Source organism: Sphingobacterium sp. SG20118, assembly GCF_044740685.1.
GTDB lineage: Bacteria > Bacteroidota > Bacteroidia > Sphingobacteriales > Sphingobacteriaceae > Sphingobacterium.
Window position 1 is genome coordinate 1,566,074 of sequence record NZ_CP172826.1, and the last position, 18,743, is coordinate 1,584,816.

Annotated in this window: 12 protein-coding genes and 1 pseudogene; 2 read left to right on the forward strand and 11 right to left on the reverse strand. The window is 35.6% G+C overall.

Annotated elements, in window-relative coordinates:
• Window positions 1–119: 119 nt before the first annotated feature.
• Window positions 120–2,702, forward strand: coding sequence for a TonB-dependent receptor (locus tag ACFX5U_RS07335; RefSeq protein WP_400262901.1), 2,583 nt, complete (start codon window positions 120–122; stop codon window positions 2,700–2,702).
• Between the two features lie 384 nt (window positions 2,703–3,086).
• On the opposite strand, the gene ACFX5U_RS07340 is transcribed toward ACFX5U_RS07335, so the two are convergent.
• The 5 genes and pseudogenes from ACFX5U_RS07340 to ACFX5U_RS07360 form a co-directional block, all read right to left on the reverse strand.
• On the reverse strand, window positions 3,087–4,160 hold the full coding sequence (locus tag ACFX5U_RS07340) for an acyl-CoA desaturase (RefSeq protein WP_280568834.1): 1,074 nt from the start codon (window positions 4,158–4,160) through the stop codon (window positions 3,087–3,089).
• Window positions 4,161–4,440: 280 nt separating this feature from the next.
• Window positions 4,441–5,610 (reverse strand): lipopolysaccharide assembly protein LapB, encoded by a 1,170-nt coding sequence (locus ACFX5U_RS07345; RefSeq protein ID WP_280568832.1) that lies wholly within the window; start codon window positions 5,608–5,610, stop codon window positions 4,441–4,443.
• A gap of 2 nt (window positions 5,611–5,612) precedes the next feature.
• Window positions 5,613–6,710 carry a tetratricopeptide repeat protein gene (locus ACFX5U_RS07350; RefSeq protein WP_400262902.1) on the reverse strand — a complete coding sequence of 366 codons (1,098 nt, stop codon included), beginning with the start codon at window positions 6,708–6,710 and terminating at the stop codon, window positions 5,613–5,615.
• A gap of 5 nt (window positions 6,711–6,715) precedes the next feature.
• Window positions 6,716–9,297 (reverse strand): annotated as a pseudogene (gene gyrA / locus ACFX5U_RS07355) (DNA gyrase subunit A).
• 162 nt (window positions 9,298–9,459) lie between these two features.
• Window positions 9,460–11,559: a heavy metal translocating P-type ATPase gene (locus ACFX5U_RS07360; protein WP_400262903.1), complete on the reverse strand. Its 2,100-nt coding sequence runs from the start codon at window positions 11,557–11,559 to the stop codon at window positions 9,460–9,462.
• Window positions 11,560–11,667: 108 nt separating this feature from the next.
• Between ACFX5U_RS07360 and ACFX5U_RS07365 the strand changes: the two genes are divergently transcribed.
• On the forward strand, window positions 11,668–12,522 hold the full coding sequence (locus ACFX5U_RS07365; protein WP_400262904.1) for a mechanosensitive ion channel family protein: 855 nt from the start codon (window positions 11,668–11,670) through the stop codon (window positions 12,520–12,522).
• Here the strand turns inward: ACFX5U_RS07365 and coaA are convergent.
• The 6 genes from coaA to lysS all read right to left on the reverse strand — a co-directional run bounded on the left by coaA (window position 12,519) and on the right by lysS (window position 18,635).
• Window positions 12,519–13,484, reverse strand: a complete 966-nt coding sequence (coaA, locus tag ACFX5U_RS07370) for a type I pantothenate kinase (RefSeq protein WP_200878617.1) — start codon at window positions 13,482–13,484, stop codon at window positions 12,519–12,521. The genes ACFX5U_RS07365 and coaA overlap by 4 nt on opposite strands.
• Window positions 13,485–13,547: 63 nt before the next feature.
• Window positions 13,548–13,952 (reverse strand): OsmC family protein, encoded by a 405-nt coding sequence (locus tag ACFX5U_RS07375; RefSeq protein ID WP_038697518.1) that lies wholly within the window; start codon window positions 13,950–13,952, stop codon window positions 13,548–13,550.
• 66 nt (window positions 13,953–14,018) lie between these two features.
• Window positions 14,019–14,393, reverse strand: coding sequence for a methylglyoxal synthase (locus ACFX5U_RS07380; protein WP_280568819.1), 375 nt, complete (start codon window positions 14,391–14,393; stop codon window positions 14,019–14,021).
• Between the two features lie 21 nt (window positions 14,394–14,414).
• Window positions 14,415–15,647 carry a nucleoside recognition domain-containing protein gene (locus ACFX5U_RS07385; RefSeq protein ID WP_038697522.1) on the reverse strand — a complete coding sequence of 411 codons (1,233 nt, stop codon included), beginning with the start codon at window positions 15,645–15,647 and terminating at the stop codon, window positions 14,415–14,417.
• Window positions 15,648–15,678: 31 nt separating this feature from the next.
• Entirely contained in the window at window positions 15,679–16,734 is a 1,056-nt protein-coding gene (locus ACFX5U_RS07390) for a patatin-like phospholipase family protein (protein ID WP_038697524.1), read from the reverse strand.
• 182 nt (window positions 16,735–16,916) lie between these two features.
• Window positions 16,917–18,635, reverse strand: a complete 1,719-nt coding sequence (gene lysS, locus ACFX5U_RS07395; protein ID WP_280568812.1) for a lysine--tRNA ligase — start codon at window positions 18,633–18,635, stop codon at window positions 16,917–16,919.
• Window positions 18,636–18,743 lie beyond the last annotated feature (108 nt).

Genomic DNA, 18,743 nt, shown 5'->3' on the forward strand with positions numbered 1-18,743 from the left:
TGGTAAAAATTTTGATTACAAAAAGTGTGTTTTAACATATTCATTAGATGTTAAAATTAGTTAAATAGGTAAGGGAGTTTTACTTTTGCAGCATTAAAACTATATCAAACACATCTTACATGAAAAAGTCTCTACTTTTTTTTGCTCTTGCTGTTGCTAGTTATGGAACAATCCATGCGCAAACAACTACAAGTAGTGTTACAGGGGTTGTAAAACAATCAACTGGACAAACAACGACAGGTGCAACAATTAAAATTACGCATCAGTCAAGCGGAGCCACCTTCAGCGGATCGGCAGATTCTAATGGACATTTTAATATCGCAAATTTACAAGAGGGGGGACCTTACAAAATTGAGGTCACCTATATCGGTGAAAAACCGCTTATTTACGATAATGTCTTTTTGAAAGCCGGTGAAGCATTGCAATTAGATCCTGTTTTTGCAGAATCATCTGGAACAAATTTGGATGAAGTTGTTATTGTAGGCCGTGGTTTGATTGATATTGCAGAGGATCGTAAAACTCCTATTGCAGTTTCTACTATTACAAAACAGATTATTGAAGAAAAAGTGGGAGCAATGGATATCACTGCTTCAATGGTAAATACACCAGGAGTATATGTATCTGGTCAATCGAAAGGTTTTGGAGAATCATCCATGACGACTCGTGGATTTGATCAATCTAACACAGCTTTCTTATTAAATGGCCAACCTATCAATGGTATGGACAACGGCCGTGTGTATTGGTCTAACTGGAGTGGTTTGACAGATATCGCTTCTTTAGTGCAAATTCAACGCGGTTTAGGTTCTTCAAAATTAGCGATTTCTTCAGTAGGGGGAACGATTAACTTTGTAACTAAATCTACAGATATGCAACAGGGTGGTTTTGTTAAAACATCAATCGGTAACGATATGTTTGTGAAATCAACGATTGCATACAATACGGGTTTAATGAAAAGTGGATTTGCAGTATCTGCAATGGTCACTGGATGGAAAGGTAATGGTTATATGAACGGTACTGAAGGTGCTGGTCAGAACTATTTTTTGTCCGTTGGTTATAAAGTAAATGAAAAGCACAACTTAAACTTAATGGTTACAGGTGCCCCGCAATGGCATAACCAAGGTTATACTTCATCATTGAGTAATTTCTTGAAAGAAGGAAGAAAATTCAATGCAAATGTGGAGACGATTAACGGTGTGGAAAGAAATGTACGTAAAAATTACTACCACAAACCTGTTGCTAACTTAAACTGGGATTGGACTATTGATGATAAATCATCGTTATCAACGGTATTATATGGTTCTATTGCTAGTGGTGGTGGTCAATCTAAACGTACTGAAAGAGATGTAAATCCTGAGCCATTTTTAGCTTCTCAGGTGAATAATCACCAATGGTTTGGTGTAGTGTCTAACTACAATCGTAAATTGAATGATAACTTAAACTTTAATGTTGGTTTCGATTTACGTGACTATAAAGGTGAACACTATATTCAAGTAACGGATAAATTAGGTCAAGAAACAATTTCTCATAAGGGTAATGTGAACTATGGCACAATGACAACTCCGAATTCGTATAGCACTAATCCTTGGAAATCTTTTGGTGATAAGCCTAAAAATGCAGAGGACCGTTTAGGTTGGGATTACGAACAAATGATCAGATATGCTGGTTTATTCGGACAGTTGGAATATGCGAAAGATGGTTTTTCTGCATTTTTCCAAGGTTCCCTTTCAGGTCAACAAAATAGCAGACAGGATTATTATCTTTATAAAATAGGTGAAGGAAAATCTAAAGATGTCAATAACTTAGGTTACAACGTAAAAGGTGGTGCAAGTTATACTTTAGGTAACCATACAATCTTTGGTAATGCCGGATTATATTCTCGCCAACCTTACCAGAACAACATCTTCATGAACTACAGAAATGATGTGAATGGAGAAGCTAGAAATGAAGAAATCTTAGGTCTAGAAGCTGGTTATAAATTTGCATCTGAATATTTTGATGTGAATGTAAATGCATACAAAACAACTTGGGCACACCGTGTGACTGGAAGTTCTAAAAATGCAACTGCGGCTGATGTTAAAAAATATAATCCGACAAATGATCCGTCTGTTTTAGTCGAGGGCGATTATCTTTACTTCTCTAATTACGGTGTAAAACAAGATCACAAAGGAATTGAACTGGATTTTGTAGCTCGTCCATTCCGTGGTTTTGAATTAAAAGGTTTCGCATCTGTTGGGGATTGGAAGTATGATGGCATGGCACAGACTATTGTTCGTAATGAAAACCGCGAGGTGTTAGCGAATGAAAAAAGAGATTTAACTGGTGTGAAAGTTGGTGAAGCTTCTCAAACAAGTTGGGGTTTAGGTGCTAAATACAAAGTAATAAAAGGTCTTTCATTCGATGCTGACTATAGACGTTATGAGGATTTGTATGGTTCATTACCTGCTAGTGCTCCAACAATGAAGTTACCAAACTACGAATTGGTTGATGCAGGTGTATCGTACCGTTTGGAAGTTAGTCCTAAAAATGCAATTAGTTTCCGTGTGAATGTCAATAATATCTTTGATACCTTGTATATTTCTGAAGCGACCTCTAATAGTGTTGCCCAAGAAAATCCTCAATATTGGAAAGGTATTGATACCTCCAATTCTGTATTAATGGGATGGGGTCGTACATGGAATGCTTCTGTGAAATTCACATTCTAAGCGAGTAGAAAATATCATATTAAAGAGCCGTTGCAATATCTATTGCAACGGCTCTTTTTGCTTAACTATATGAGACTGGTAACAATAGTCAAACTTTATCAACCGATGTCTGCGTGCATTACTCTAACGATGCAATTGGCTTTTGGTTAAAGGTATTCCAGTAAAGCAATAGCCCATCTGAATATAATAAGTGTTTATTAATTTCTAAACGGCTATGTCCAAAACTGTCACTAACCACTAATTGGGTACAAAAGATCGAATGTATTACTAGTAGTAGGGCGGAAGTCAATCACCAGAGCGGGAATTGCTTTAAATAAGGTAAAAAGGCATAAAAAAGGCTAAACAATAATGCTTAGCCTTTTTTATTTTTATATGTTATATCGATTATCTTGACATGGACTGAATTACACTGACATGTGATTTGAACGCTGAATTGAATGTCTTATACTCGAGATACTTGACATTAAACTCAATGCATGTCTCTCTCACTAATTTGTTTATAGCAGGATAGTGAATGTGGCTTATTTTTGGGAACAAATGATGTTCTACTTGATAATTTAAGCCTCCTAATATCCATGTTAAGAATTTGTTTTTTGTTGCAAAATTAGCTGTAGAGCTTAATTGATGTATCATCCACTCGTTCTCCATTCTTGTAGCATCTGTAGTTTCTTCTAATGCAACAAACTCGGTTTCGCTTAATACGTGAGCTAATTGAAATACAGTTGCTAAACATATACCACAAGCTATACCAGATATTAATAATCCAACTAAAGTTGGCAACCAACCTACAACTAAAACAGGGATAACAATAAAAATACTAATATGAACAATTTTACTGACCCAAAAAATAACTTTTTCACGCAATGGAAAATCAAATGATTTTTTTCTGCTTCCCATTGTTTCCGAGAAGTATTTTTCATAATCCTGATAGAAGATCCATGCTAAATAGGAAACACTATATAGGAGCATAAAATAATATTTTTGATAGGAGTGATGTTTTTTTAATTCCTGATCTTTATGGACACGCATAAACTTAATATCAATATCATGATCTTCACCCTCAATATTGGTATAAGTGTGATGAGCAATATTATGTTTTAGTTTCCAGAAATAAATATTGGCTCCCAAGAGATTAAAACTATAAGATAAGACGCTATTAAGCTTTTTACTTTTGGAAAAAGTATCATGACCAGCATCATGCATAATATTAAAACCTATGGCAGCGAAGTTGATGCCAAGCAATATACAGACGATGACGCTGATAGCCCAGTGCGGTTGAATTACTACTAAAATAATGTAGAAAAATATAGCTGTTAAAAACAAAATAATTGCCTTTGTCAGGATTTTTTTCTCTCCTGTTTTTTGAATTTTATTTGTTTTGAAATAATCGTTAATTCTTTCCTTTAAAGATTTGGAAAATAGTGTATTAACATTATTAAATTTTATTGTTGTTTTCATTGAGATCGATTAACTCTGTTAAAAAATAATGGTTGAAATTAGGTTTTGCATACAGAGCTTATATTGATGAAATTTATTATTTTTATAAAGGTAACAATTATTTTTTTTAATGTTGTTAATTTAAGTTAAAGCTTTTGAAAAGTTAATAATATAAGAGTGGAATTTTATTATTAATCAGTAAAGGTACATTGTTTATAATCCAATTATTTTAGAGAATTTTTAAATTAAAAAGGGCTTACAAAATTAATGTAAGCCCCTTCATTTTAAATTAATGATTAATCTAATTTAGAGCATCTATTTTAGCAGTAACTTCTGAAGTTTTAGCTTCATCTTGCATGAAAATGTAATAATTTTTTAAATTAGTCAAAGCATCAATATTAGTAGGTTGCAGCTCAACTGCTTTTGTTAGGTATACCAAAGCGGGTTTTATTTCTTCTTTGATTTTGTTAACGCCCTCATTATATTTTGCTTGGCTAAGTGTTCTATCATTATTTAAGACATTTAGTTTCTCACGTACACCATTCATCATAGTGATTGCCATATTTGTATTTGCTTCAAAATAATCAGGATCAATCGCTAAAGCTTTTTTATAAGCTTCTAAAGCTGCTTCATCATTCTTATTAGCAGATTGAGCGATACCGAGATAATAGTTTAAGCTTTTATTATTAGGGTCTTTTGCGAGTTGTGATGTAATGCCAGCTACAATTTCTTTTTCACGACCAGAAATCAAATTGAATTCTATATTTTGAACGGCTGCAGCGTTGTCTTCAGGATATAATTCTACTGCTTTTGCAGCGTACTCCAATGCCGAAGTTGTATCTTTTGCAGATAAAAATAATTTTGGTAAATCAACAACTACTTGTTTGTGAGAAGAAAATTCTTTTACAGGAATCAGTTGTTTATATTTAGCAATTGCCTTGTCGTAATCATTTATTTGCAAAGCTGAAATACCTCCGTAATAAATTAATGTTGTATCGCCAGGTAAGTATACAAGTGCTTTTTCAAAAGAATCATAGGCTTCTTTATACTTTTGACCCTGATATTCTTCAGCACCATTATTGAAGTTAAACTGACCTAATACCTGTTCTGCAATGCGGATGTTGTCTTTATTAGCGCCATCACTGTCATAGGATTTTGCCTTAGCAATTCCATCCTCAGCTTTTTTAGCATCTTCGGCAGACTTATCTAAAGTTGCTAAATTGGCATACACTAGCGAGTATATTGTCCATGCTTCTGGATTTTCCTTTGTTTTGTCATTAACAATAGCAAGATCGATAGCTTCTTGTGCAGTTTTTAAGTTAGGTAGCGCTAATTGTGCAGTTCCAGCAGCTTTAAGTTCCTCAAATTTTGCTATACCCGTTTTTGCTTTATTAACATTATTTTTTTGTGCATAAACAGATGTGCCTGCCGATGCGATAGCTGCCAATAATAATAATGATTTAATGTTCATCTCTAATTAACTGTTAATTGATTTAATAATATATTCACACGATCTAATTGCACAAAGTCCTCAATCGTACTGTAATATGTCGATAGAGCATTAAGAGCATTCACATCATATGGTTTAATTTCATTTGCTTTCAAAAGAAAAGATTGTGCATACTGCTTATCTTCGTCATTTTTTGATTTCAGGAAATCTTTTAAATAAATAAGTCCTAAAGCTAAATTTGAAGCATAGTTATTAGCATCTAAACGCAAAACTTGATTGTAATATTGTTTTGCAGTTCGAATATCTTTAGCATCTTCATAGGCGTAGCCTGCCAAATAATTTAATTCGACATTTTCGGGCTCTAATTTAATTGCTTCATCTATAATTGGAAGTATAGCACCGTAAGATTCATTTTTGGAATAGATGTCGATGAGTTTAAAAAGAATTTCTTTATTTAGTGGAAATTCTAATCTTCCTGCTGTTAGCGTATTAAGCTCATCTTGTTTAGTCCCGATTTTTTCATATACAGCTGCAAGTTCTATATAATATTGTGCTTTTCTAGAATCTTGATTGATTAGCTCTTTATAGTATTTTATAGCATCAGGATACTTTTTGCTACTTACCGCTAAAGTTGCTAAATTAAACTTTAAATCAGCATTTTTAAAGCCCAGAGAATCCACTTTCAGAAATCCCATATAGGCATCTTCAAATTTATTATTCTTTAAATCAGTGTTAGATTTGTAGATAAGGGCAGTGGCTAGATTTTGTTTAATGTAGTCAACTTCAGTAGGGAAGTTTTTATAGGCCTTTTTCTTATTTATAAATTTTAAAGCATTTAAACTTTCATCGATGGGGTCTAAAGTATACTTTTGGCTTCGTGTGGAATCTGCAACTGCAAAAGAACTATAAACTAATCCTCTTAAAATATTATTTCGTACTGAGGAGGAGTCTTTTCTAGTCTTAAATGCAGCATCGCTAAACTTTCGAGCATTTTCTAGATTTTTTATATCTCCAGTTTGCGTATAAAGTGCAAAACTGTTGTTGCCCTCCTTTATATTGGATTGGGCAACAACAGTTAAACTTGTAGCTGACAGTACTAATGATGTCAATAATGCTTTCATTCTATTTATTCTTCGTTAGATTCCGATTTATCATCTTGATCAGGTTCTGTATTTTCTGTAGAATTTTCATCACCCTCAATTGCTAGCGTTTCTTCTTGCTCTTCTTCGTCTTCTTCACGATCTACTTTAGTGATGGATGCTATTTCGTCATCGCCTTTCAAGTTTATTAAGCGTACACCCTGCGTTGCACGGCCCATTACTCTTAATCCTTCTACTGAAATCCGAATAACAATCCCTGATTTATTGATAATCATTAAATCTTCGGTATCATTAACACCCTTCACAGCAACTAAATTACCAGTTTTTTCTGTAACACTGATAGTTTTTACACCTTTACCACCACGATTTGTAACACGATAATCTTCAATATCAGTACGTTTTCCATATCCTTTTTCAGAGACAACAAGAACCGTAGTCTGTGGATCATCTACACTAATCATACCAATTACTTCATCGCTTTCGCTGCCTAAAGTAATACCACGTACACCAGTAGCAGTTTCTACCCATAGGTCTTACTGTTGATTCATTAAAGCGAATAGCACGTCCAGAACGTAAAGCCATTACGATTTCACTCGTTCCACTGGTTAAGCAAGCTTCTAATAACTGATCGCCTTCATTGATATTAATAGCATTGATACCATTAGCTCGAGGGCGAGAGTATGCCTCTAAAGAAGTTTTCTTAATTGTACCTTTCTTAGTACACATAATGATGAAGTTGTTTTCCAAGTACTCTTGGTCTTTTAAATTCTTCACTAATATGTACGCTTTAATTTTTTCGTCTTTCGGGATATTGATAATATTCTGTAAAGCACGTCCTCGGGAAGTTCTACTTCCTTCTGGGACTTCAAATGCACGAAGCCAGAAACAACGACCAGATTCCGTAAACAATAACATATAATTATGCGCTGAAGCAGTAATAATGTGTTCTGTAAAGTCTTCTTCACGTGTGGTTGACCCAATAGAGCCGCGACCACCTCTTCCTTGACGTTTGTATTCGGTAAGGGGAGTACGTTTTACATAGCTATTATGAGAGATTGTAATAACGATTTCTTCATCATCAATAAAATCTTCCATACGCATATCTTCCGCTGAATGAACAATGATTGATCTTCTCTCGTCACCATATTTCTCTCTGATCTCGATCAATTCATCCTTAATGATTTGCATACGAAGACTCTCGTCTGCTAAAACAGATTTTAAGTAATCAATTGTTTTCATTAATTCAGCATATTCTTCCTTAATTTTATCATGCTCAAGGCCTGTTAAACGACGAAGAGTCATGTCTAGGATAGCACGTGCTTGGAGGTCAGATAAACCGAATTTCTCCATTAAACCTACGCGTGCATCTTCTGGTGTTGCAGAAGCACGAATAAGTTTAATCACTTCATCCAAATGATCTAGAGCGATTAAATATCCCTCAAGGATATGTGCTCTTTTCTCAGCTTCTGCCAATTCAAATCGTGTACGACGTGTAATAACCTCATGACGGTGATCCACGAAGACCTGAATCATATCTTTCAGATTCATCAATACAGGTCTCCCTTTGACAAGAGCAATATTGTTTACTGAAAATGAGGTTTGTAGCGCAGTATATTTAAAGAGGTTGTTTAGAACAACATTGGCATTTGCATCGCGTTTAACATCGTATACTATACGTAAACCTGTACGGTCAGACTCGTCACGAATAGCAGAAATACCTTCTAATTTTTTCTCATTAACCAATTCCGCGGTACGTTCAATCATATTCGCTTTATTGATTTGATATGGAATCTCCGTGACTATGATTGATTCTCTACCTGACTTTGATACTTCAATTTCGGTTTTTGCACGCATCACAACACGACCGCGTCCTGTGGTTTCAGCATCTTGCACACCTGAATAACCATAGATTAAACCACCTGTAGGAAAATCTGGTCCTTTGATGTATTGCATCAATTCAGGGATGTCAATATCACGGTTGTTAATATAGGCAACTGTACCGTTGATTACCTCTGTCAAGTTGTGTGGCGCCATATTTGTAGCCATACCAACTGCAATACCAGAAGCACCATTCACTAATAAATTAGGAACACGTGTGGGCAATACTGTTGGCTCTTGTAGCGAGTCATCAAAGTTCAATTGATAGTCTACTGTATCTTTATTGATATCCGATAAGATGTCCTCAGCAATTTTCTTTAGTCTCGCTTCAGTATAACGCATTGCAGCAGGAGGATCTCCATCGACAGAAACCGTAGTTACCTTGACCATCCACTAAAGGATAGCGCATGTTCCAATCTTGTGCTAGACGTACCATTGCATCGTAAACGGAAGTATCACCATGTGGATGGTACTTTCCTAGAACGTCACCAACGATACGCGCTGATTTTTTGTAAGGTTTAGTACTTGTAACACCTAAATCCAACATGCCGTAAAGAACACGACGGTGTACAGGTTTCATACCATCTCTAGCATCTGGTAATGCACGAGAAACAATAACTGTCATTGAATAATCAATGTATGCAGTTTTCATCTGATCCTCGATACTTACCGAAATAATTCGATCGTTTGCAGGCACTAAATTATTATCATTTTCTGTTTCTTCAGCCATATTAATTTGGTTTCGATAAAACTATTAAACAATACCGTCTACACGGATTGCTACGCATGCGAAGTTACGAAAAAATAACCTCAAATACGAATATTTTGAAGCTCAAGATACTGAAAAAATAGACTATATTTTTAAAAAAATATAGGCATATATGCTGTCTATTTATCTTAGTTTTTTTAAACGTAGACGGAGAGAATTACCAATCACAATTATATCCGAGAAAGCCATCGAAAACGCAGCTAACATGGGACCTAAGTATCCGGTCGCCGCAAGTGGTATGGCTATTATGTTGTAAGCAAAAGCCCAGAATAGGTTTTCTTTGATCGTTTGCAGGGTGTGTTTTCCAATAAGGAGTAGATTTTCAACCGATTTAAGATCAGAGTTTAATAAGATGATTTTTGCAGATTGAATAGCAATATGACTTGCATCTCCTAAAGAGATGCCTACATGAGCTGTTGTAAGAGCTGGGGCATCATTGATTCCATCTCCCACCATAGCTGTAATGCCGGATTTCTTTAGGGTATTGATGATGTTCAGTTTCTCTTCCGGGTTGCGGTCGGCATAAACTTTGGCTATCCCAAGTCTTTGAGCAACTAAATCACATTTGCTTTTACGGTCACCACTTAGTATTACAGGTATGATATTTTTAGATTTGATTGTCTGGATCAATTCTTTTGCATAAGGTTTTATCTGGTCTTCTATTACCAATCCTGCAACAACAACATCATTAATGGAGAGCACCAGATCATAGCGGTTAGAGTAATCTACTTTTCCCAATCGTGCATTAGTCAATTTGTATTTATTGTTGTTCGTATCTGTTGCATAGATGCCTTCGCTTTTAACCTCTTTGACATGTTGAAAGATTATTCGATACGCTTTTACCTCTGTCATATGCTGTCTTATTGACTTTGCAATGGGGTGGTTAGAATAGCTCTCTAATTGCGCAATGATAGATTCAACTTGTTTTTGGTCAATACCGAAAGTTTGAATCGCCTTAATATTAAAATCGCCAGTTGTTAATGTGCCCGTTTTATCGAATACCATGTATTTGAGGTCTGACATTTCTTCAATGGTATCACCCCCTTTAATAAGTATCCCCATTCGAGCGGCCCTTCCTAACCCCACCATGACAGCAGTAGGAGTGGCTAAGCCCATAGCGCACGGACAGGATACAACAAGAACGGCAATTGCATTCATTAAAGATTGTTGCAATGATACCTCTGCAATAAAATAGGTTATGAAAAAGGTGAATAGTGCAATGACGACGACTATAGGAACAAAATAGGATGCTACCTTGTCACCTAATTTTTGAATAGGAGGTTTTTTTGACTGCGCCTCTTTAATGAGCGATATGATTTGGGACAATACCGTTTTTCGACCAACTTTTGTGGCGGTCATTTTGATATGTCCCTCTGTTAAGGTTGTTCCGCCGATGACAGCATCGTATTTTTTTTTGAATACAGGTAGACTTTCTCCAGTGACCATGGCTTCATCGATGAAACCATCGCCTGTTAAGATGTCACCGTCCACAGGAATAAGATCTCCTGACTTGATAAGTAATACATCACCTTGTTTAACATCTTTGGTATGTATGATTTCCTCTTGATCATCGGTAATTTTTGTAGTAGTCACATTTTGAATCTTGATGAGGTCTCCAATTGCAGATGTTGTCTTTTTGATGGATTTTTTTTCAAGGAGATTCCCTAATAGAACTAATGTGATAATAGTAGCGGAAGTCTCATAAAACATGTAATCAGAGCCAAGATTATGGAGTGTTCCAATTAAGCTATAGGTAAAGGCGGCTGTTGCACCAATAAATATCAGTACATCCATATTAGGCATGCCGTTCTTAAGAGAAAAGAAAGCACTTTTACCAAAGTGAAAAAATCCGAGTAAAAATACGGGAATACAGCAGCCTAGTTGCACATAAGGGTCGTGCAATAAAGGGTGATGGACGAACATGTGGGCAAATAATGGAAGTGTGAAAATCAGACTAAACCAAAATTTAGCTTCTATTGTTTTATAGAAACGTTCTTTCGGAGCCTGATCCGTTATCACTTGAAAGCCTAAATTTTCTATTCCTTTTGTTATTTCTTTTATATTTTCTTCTGCTATACCAGAGAACTTGACTTCATCAGAGGCAAAATCGACATATATATTTTGTGCCTCATTTTTTTCTAAATATTGGTGGATAGCGATTGCGCAATTTGTGCAATGCATCCCTGTTACCGTAAGTTCTATTGTTGTTATTTCTTTATCCATACTTATTCAACCATGGGTCTCTTGCAAATATACTTATTTTTAGATGGATCACTTTTTTGTATTGTCTGAAAAATGATTAGTTTAGTTCCTTAAGAAAATAAAATTTAAATGGTTAAAAATAAATTGTCCCTATCATTTGTTTTTCGTTGTGCGCTGTGGATCGCCTTGAGCTACTCTTTCGTGGGTTTAGCATCATTTTATGAGAAAAATCGTATTTTATTACATTTTGCCTATGCCTTTAATACATTCTTGACAGCAAATCTGTTGATTTCTATTGGACGATTTTTAATTGTTTCCTTGTATAATCGAAAGCACGCCAATCATGATGTTAGAGGAAATTTTGTTTTGGGCATCTCTCGGGTTTCAAGAGTATTGAATGCCGGGATGATTGTGGTTACGGTGATGATTGCACTGGGTATTGATCCAAAAGAATTTATAACCAGTATGACTATCGTAGCTATGGCAATAGCGGTAATATTCAGGGAATATATTACCAATATGATAAGTGGACTTCTCGTGATGTTCTCAGATCAGTTTTCGATAGGAGACCACATTAAAATCAGTAATTACCAAGGTAAAATCATTGATATCACGTTGGCTAATATTGTGGTAAGGGATGAAGATGACGATGTGGTGCTGATTCCAAACAATTTGATATTCACCTCAACGATGGTGAATAAATCTTCTCAAAAATCAAATAAGCTGATTGTTAAGTTAGAGCTTCCTTTGGAAAAGCCATTGCAAATCTATGCTGCTGAAAACCATTTAAGACCACTGTTAATGATGAATAAGAATATCATTTGGAATGATGATTTGTTTCATATTAAGGTTGCAGAAATAGGAAAGGACTTTGTAAAATATAAAATTGAACTTACGATCATATCCAGTAGTAATAAATTACACCATCAGATTCAGAATGAAATATTAAATGAAATTCTATTGTTTCGTTCTAAGGAAAGTTAGATTTTACGAACCTTTACATTTTTAACAAAATGATGGCTGCCCTTTTCCAAGATTAAATCTGCTCGGTATCGGGTCGGTAATATATTTTGCACTAAATTTGGTTTGTTGATTTCATTCCAGATTTGATGGGCCATTTGAATACTTTCATCAGCATTCATATCGGCATATCGATGAAAAAAGGATGCCGGATTCTGGAAAGCAGTACGACGTAAAGATTCAAATCTGTTGGTATACCATTCCAATAGATTTTTCTCACTTGCGTGCACGTAAATAGAATAATCAAAGAAATCGGAGACGAAAACGCTGTGACCTTTTCTTGGTCTTTGTGAATTGACTTGTAATACATTGATACCTTCAACAATTAGGATATCTGGATGATCTATTAGTTGCTGCTGATTATCTGGTAACACATCATATTCCAAGTGGCTATATAAAGGAACAGAAAGTGATCCCATACCTGATTTTATAGCCGATAGGAACTGTATTAATTTTTTAGCATCATAACTCTCAGGAAAACCCTTTCTATTCATGATACCTTTTTCATTTAATACTTCATTAGGGTAAAGGAAACCATCGGTAGTGACTAGGTCGACTTTTGGTTTACTAGGGAGTAATTTGAGTACCCTTTGCAATACTCGGGCAGTTGTGCTTTTTCCTACTGCTACTGATCCTGCAATTCCTATAATAAAAGGAAGTGTGCTCTCATTTTTTTCAAAAAAGTGGTTCGTACTTTTATGTAAATCCTGAAATCTTTCAATATGAATACCCAGCAAGTGACTTAAAGGAAAGTAAACATCTTCAATCTCCGCAGCATTCAAAGGTTCGTTGAGGGCATGCAATTGATCTAAATCATGTTGCGAAAATATGTGTTTAAAGTGACCATTCAGTTTTTTCCAATTTTCTCTTTTTATAGAAGTGAAAGGAGAGTCAATAGGAGTGTGCTGTTCATTTTGCATGTTCATAGATTCTTTATGGCGACAAATATAGCATCTCGCGGATATAATCAAAAATTCTAAGTGAATATTTTAGATTAAATTGGAAGAAATGATGATTGGATTAGACATAATCTTGTGAATAGGGCATTTGTCTGCTATTTGAAGTAACCGTTCTTTCTGAACCTGGTCCAGGTCTCCTTTGAAAGAGATATGACATTGTATGTAGGTATTTTGCTGTAATTCGCTTTTTAAAGTTTCATAGGAAAGTTTAATACATACTTCTTCTAAATTCCACTTTTTGCGATCCGCATACATTTTGATAGTCATCGCTTTGCAGGAACCTAATGAGGAAAGCAATAGGGCAGGTGGATTGAATCCTTCATCCTGACCACCCAGTTCTTGCGGTTCGTCAGCAATAACTGTATTGCTTTTTTGTGTAATGGTTGTGGTATAGGGGACAGTGCCAATTGTCACTAAGATTTCATGATCATTCATATTTCTAAATATAAAAAAATATAAGGGAATTATGACGTTAATTTCCGAATATAAAATTCCTAGCGGTTATTCATCTTCTAATAAACCCTCGATAATTAGGCTCCCTGTAGCCGGATTGGTAGCTAGGGGTACATTATATAAGTCGCATACACGCATTAACATTTGAATATCGGGTTCATGGGCATGTTTTCCTAAAGGGTCTCTAAAAAATATAATTCCATCGACCTTACCTTCTGCGGCCATTGCTGCAATCTGTGCATCGCCACCCATAGGGCCACTTAATTTTAATTCTACATCAAGCCCTGTTTGTTTTACATACGAACCTGTTGTACCTGTTGCAACTAAATGTGCTTTCCCTAAAAATTCGATATGATCCTTTACAAAAGCAACCATTTCGGGTTTTTTTCCGTCGTGAGCAATTAAAGCGATTGTTTTTTTCATTTTAGTAAGAGGGTTATAGATTTAACCAAAGAATATATAAGCTAAAATAATTGCGGCGACTAAACCGACAAAATCAGCGATCAGCCCACATATAAGAGCATGTCTTGTGTTCTTGATGCCAACGGAACCAAAATAGACAGCTAAAACATAAAAAGTAGTCTCTGAGGAACCTTGGATAACACTAGCAAGTCTTCCTTGGAACGAATCTGCTCCATACGCTTGCATAACATCGACCATTAATCCTCGAGCACCTCCACCACTCAATGTCTTCATTAAACCAACAGGTAGTGCTGGAACAAATCGTGTGTCAAAGCCAAAGTACTCAAAACACGAGCCAATAGCGTTTACAAGATAATCCATACAACCCGTGGTTCTAAAGGCTGAAATGGCAACTAATATGGCAATTAGGAAAGGAATAATCATAATTGAAGTCTTAAAACCTTCTTTAGCGCCATCTATAAATGCATCATAAACATTCAGTTTTTTAAATGCTCCGTAAACAATAAATAAGATGATGATGGAGAAAATCAAAACCCCACCAATCAGGCCTGTTACTATTTCAATCTTTTCAGGAGGAAGGCCATTTAGCCCGAAATATAATCCCACCATTAGTACGATAAAGGTTCCTAAAAAAAGTAAAATAGGTGTTTTAAACAAGTTGATTTTTTGAAAAAATGCTACGGCAATCATTCCGGATATAAAGGAGATAAACGTTCCTATCAAAGCTGGAATGAAAATATCTGCAGGATTCGCAGCGCCATTGGCCATTCGTAATGCAATTACCGATGTTGGTATGAGTGCAATTCCGGCAGTATTAAGCACTAAAAACATGATTTGAGCGTTTGTTGCCGTCTCTTTTTCAGGGTTTAACTCTTGTAGTTCTTGCATAGCTTTTAGACCTACTGGAGTGGCAGCATTATCCAATCCAAGCATATTAGCTGAAAAATTCATGATTATAGAACCGTTAGCGGGATGGTTTTTGGGAATTCCTGGAAAAAGTTTACTGAAAAATGGATTGACTGCTTTTGCAAATAAGGTAATCATACCAGCTTTTTCGCCTACTTTCATAATGCCTAACCAGAAGGTCATCATACCCACAAGGCCCAATGAAATTTCAGCACCATTTTTTGCGCTATCAAACATTCCATTGATGATTTTCATAAAAATTTCAGTATCTCCTAAGAAAATAAGTTTAATTAGAGCGACGATGAAGGCGATAACAAAAAACGAGATCCAAACGATATTTAATGCCATATAGATTTAAAATATGCGTAAATGTAAACTATTACAATCTATCCATCAACTTAGACCAAGGATTTTTCTTGTTCTTTGTGTAATTATCTTTTATCAAATGATCGACTATGCGATTAAGCTCGTCTTCATTGTCACTCATAAGTCTATCCGCTAATGAAATAAGTTTTTGAATGTTGTTTTGAGAAGCGGCATCCATTGATGACTCTACACTGGACAAATTTGTGGGTTCTAATCGGATGTAATTTTTTGATTTTCTATTAAATTTGAATAACTGTTCCATAAAGAACTCTGTACTTTCAGAAGAAGCACTTGTCATGATGTCTACTAAAGAGGGGCCAATCTGGATAGCTAGTTTTTTCTTGAAATGATCATAGTTATAAGCTTTCTTTGCCAAACCAGTACCTAAAGACACCATGAAAAGATCATTTATTTCTGTGTCTTCAAAAGCTTTCATCACTTCTATTAAAGCACAAATGGATGGGTTTTGGGCAACCATTCCACCATCTACCAAAGGAAATCTTGTACCAGATATTGAATAGATTTCGGCCACTGAAAAGTATGTGGGAGCGGCCGAGGTGGCTCTACAGACGTCTTTTAAATAGAAGTCGCGTGCTGTGCCATGTGTTATTGCCTTTTGTTGTCTGAAAAAATGATTCTGTCGAAGTTCAATGTTATATGCCGTAATGATACATGGTTTTATCAATTGACTTAGTTTAGTGTCGCCAAAATACTCTTGTAAGACATTTTCCAAAGCAGTAGCGGAATAGAGTTCGCTCACGAGCCCAAACTCACTTAAAAAGCGTCTCCACTTGGTGGTTTTAAAAATATCAGAACCATGGGAGACATACAGACCCAGGGCCTCTTTTGCCGAGAATTTAGGTTTTGTAGGATTTTCCTCACTGGGATATAAAAGTATACAGGCCAAAATACCACCTGTACTTGTACCTGCTATAAAATCAAAATATTCAGCAATTCTTGCATCAGGATTATTACTTTTTTTTTGCAGTATTTCTTCTAAAACCACTAATACTAACGCTGGTATTATGCCTCTTATTCCACCGCCATCTATGGAGAGTATATTTTTCATTATTTATAATATATACTTAAAAGTAGTATTAAATAATGAAATTGATATAAGGTTTTTATTTTTTAGAGACCAATTGTGGTGGCAGGGGCTATATGTCAACCCATATTGGTATGGATTGAATTCGTTAAAATAAAAGGAGCCGATTATCATCATGACAATCGGCTCCTTTAAAATTTATTATTTTATGCGAACCAAGCAAGGACTTCATCCATTGTTGGCATAGCGATATCTAATTTCATTTTTTTACGCATTCCTCCTAAGTCATTGAATACTTTATTAGGATTAGCATCTTTTAGTTCTGGAATCGTATGGAACCCCATTTTTTGTAAAACAGGAACCCATTCTTCAGGAATACCCAGTGCAACATAATCTTCTGTTGATGCTACTGTTATTACCTTCTCAGGGCGCATTTGAGGGAAAAATAATACTTCTTGAATAGAAGGGTTATTTGTTAAGAACATAATTAAACGGTCCATTCCGATGCCTAAACCAGAGGTAGGAGGCATACCATATTCTAATGCGCGTAAAAAATCTTGGTCGATAAACATTGCCTCATCGTCTCCACGAGCTGAAAGTGCCATTTGCGATTCAAAGCGTTCACGTTGATCAATAGGGTCATTCAGTTCTGAATATGCATTTGCAATTTCTTTACCACAAACCATTAATTCAAAACGTTCTGTAATCTCAGGATTATCGCGGTGCTTTTTAGTCAGCGGCGACATTTCTTTTGGGTAATCGGTAATGAATGTTGGTTGTATATAGTTTCCTTCACATTTTTCACCAAAAATTTCATCAATTAACTTACCCTTACCCATCGTTGCATTAACTGGAATTCCCATTCCTTTAGCTGCTTCGAAGATTTCTTGTTCAGATTTCCCAGTGATATCAAAACCTGTGAATTCTTTAATCGAATCGGCCATTGTGATTCTTTTGTATGGAGCCCGGAAATCTATTTCATGTTCGCCAAATGTCGTTTTTGTTGATCCGTTTACGGCAATTGCACAGTGTTCCAATAGGTTTTCTGTGAATTTCATCATCCAATTGTAGTCTTTATAAGCTACATAGATTTCCATAACTGTGAATTCTGGATTATGCGTACGATCCATACCTTCATTTCTGAAGTTTTTTGCGAACTCGTATACCCCATCAAAACCACCTACGATTAAACGTTTAAGATATAATTCATTTGCAATACGTAGGTATAGAGGAATATCAAGTGCATTGTGGTGTGTTGTGAAAGGACGTGCTGCTGCACCACCTGGTATGGACTGTAATACCGGAGTTTCAACTTCCATGTATCCTGCGTCGTTAAAATAATTACGCATGGCTGTAAACAACTTCGTCCTTTTGATGAAGGTGTCTTTGATTTTTGGATTAACCACCAAATCAACATAACGCATTCTGTAACGTAATTCGGGATCCGTAAATGCATCATATGTTTTTCCATCAGCAATTTTAACAATTGGAAGGGGACGTAGTGACTTTGCTAATACTGTGAGTTTTTCAACGTGAACACAGGTTGCTTCTGTTTGTGTTGTGAAAACATAACCTTTTATTCCAACGATATCACCAATGTCTAATAATTTTTTAAAGACAATGTTGTACATTGTTTTATCTTCATCAGGGCAGATGTCGTCACGTTTGATATAGGCTTGAATACGTCCAGAACTATCTTGAATTTCAAAAAATGAGGCATTTCCCATAACACGACGACTCATGATACGTCCTGCAATGCTTATATTCTTATAGTTAAGCTTATCTCTATCGTAATTTTCTAATATATCAGCTGCATTTGCATTGATTTCAAACTCTTCAGCAGGATATGGGTCAATACCCAAATCGATAAGAGATTGCAACGCTTGTCTTCTTAATTGTTCCTGTTCGGATAATACAGTACTCATTGGTAAGGATTAAATAATATAAAAATCAAGCAAAAATAGCTTTTTTTTTACATTTATGGGTGTTGGAACTGTATAATATTTGTAAAATGATCCTGTAGCGTTTTGCTA

Excerpts from the sequence above, each read along its gene's own strand:
- ACFX5U_RS07385 (WP_038697522.1), bottom strand. The coding sequence starts at position 15,647 with ATGGCATTAAATATCGTTTGGATCTCGTTTTTTGTTATCGCCTTCATC.
- ACFX5U_RS07335 (WP_400262901.1), top strand. The coding sequence starts at position 120 with ATGAAAAAGTCTCTACTTTTTTTTGCTCTTGCTGTTGCTAGTTATGGA.
- ACFX5U_RS07380 (WP_280568819.1), bottom strand. The coding sequence starts at position 14,393 with ATGAAAAAAACAATCGCTTTAATTGCTCACGACGGAAAAAAACCCGAA.
- ACFX5U_RS07345 (WP_280568832.1), bottom strand. The coding sequence starts at position 5,610 with ATGAACATTAAATCATTATTATTATTGGCAGCTATCGCATCGGCAGGC.
- coaA (WP_200878617.1), bottom strand. The coding sequence starts at position 13,484 with ATGAACATGCAAAATGAACAGCACACTCCTATTGACTCTCCTTTCACT.
- lysS (WP_280568812.1), bottom strand. The coding sequence starts at position 18,635 with ATGAGTACTGTATTATCCGAACAGGAACAATTAAGAAGACAAGCGTTG.
- ACFX5U_RS07340 (WP_280568834.1), bottom strand. The coding sequence starts at position 4,160 with ATGAAAACAACAATAAAATTTAATAATGTTAATACACTATTTTCCAAA.
- ACFX5U_RS07365 (WP_400262904.1), top strand. The coding sequence starts at position 11,668 with ATGGTTAAAAATAAATTGTCCCTATCATTTGTTTTTCGTTGTGCGCTG.
- ACFX5U_RS07375 (WP_038697518.1), bottom strand. The coding sequence starts at position 13,952 with ATGAATGATCATGAAATCTTAGTGACAATTGGCACTGTCCCCTATACC.
- ACFX5U_RS07390 (WP_038697524.1), bottom strand. The coding sequence starts at position 16,734 with ATGAAAAATATACTCTCCATAGATGGCGGTGGAATAAGAGGCATAATA.
- ACFX5U_RS07360 (WP_400262903.1), bottom strand. The coding sequence starts at position 11,559 with ATGGATAAAGAAATAACAACAATAGAACTTACGGTAACAGGGATGCAT.
- ACFX5U_RS07350 (WP_400262902.1), bottom strand. The coding sequence starts at position 6,710 with ATGAAAGCATTATTGACATCATTAGTACTGTCAGCTACAAGTTTAACT.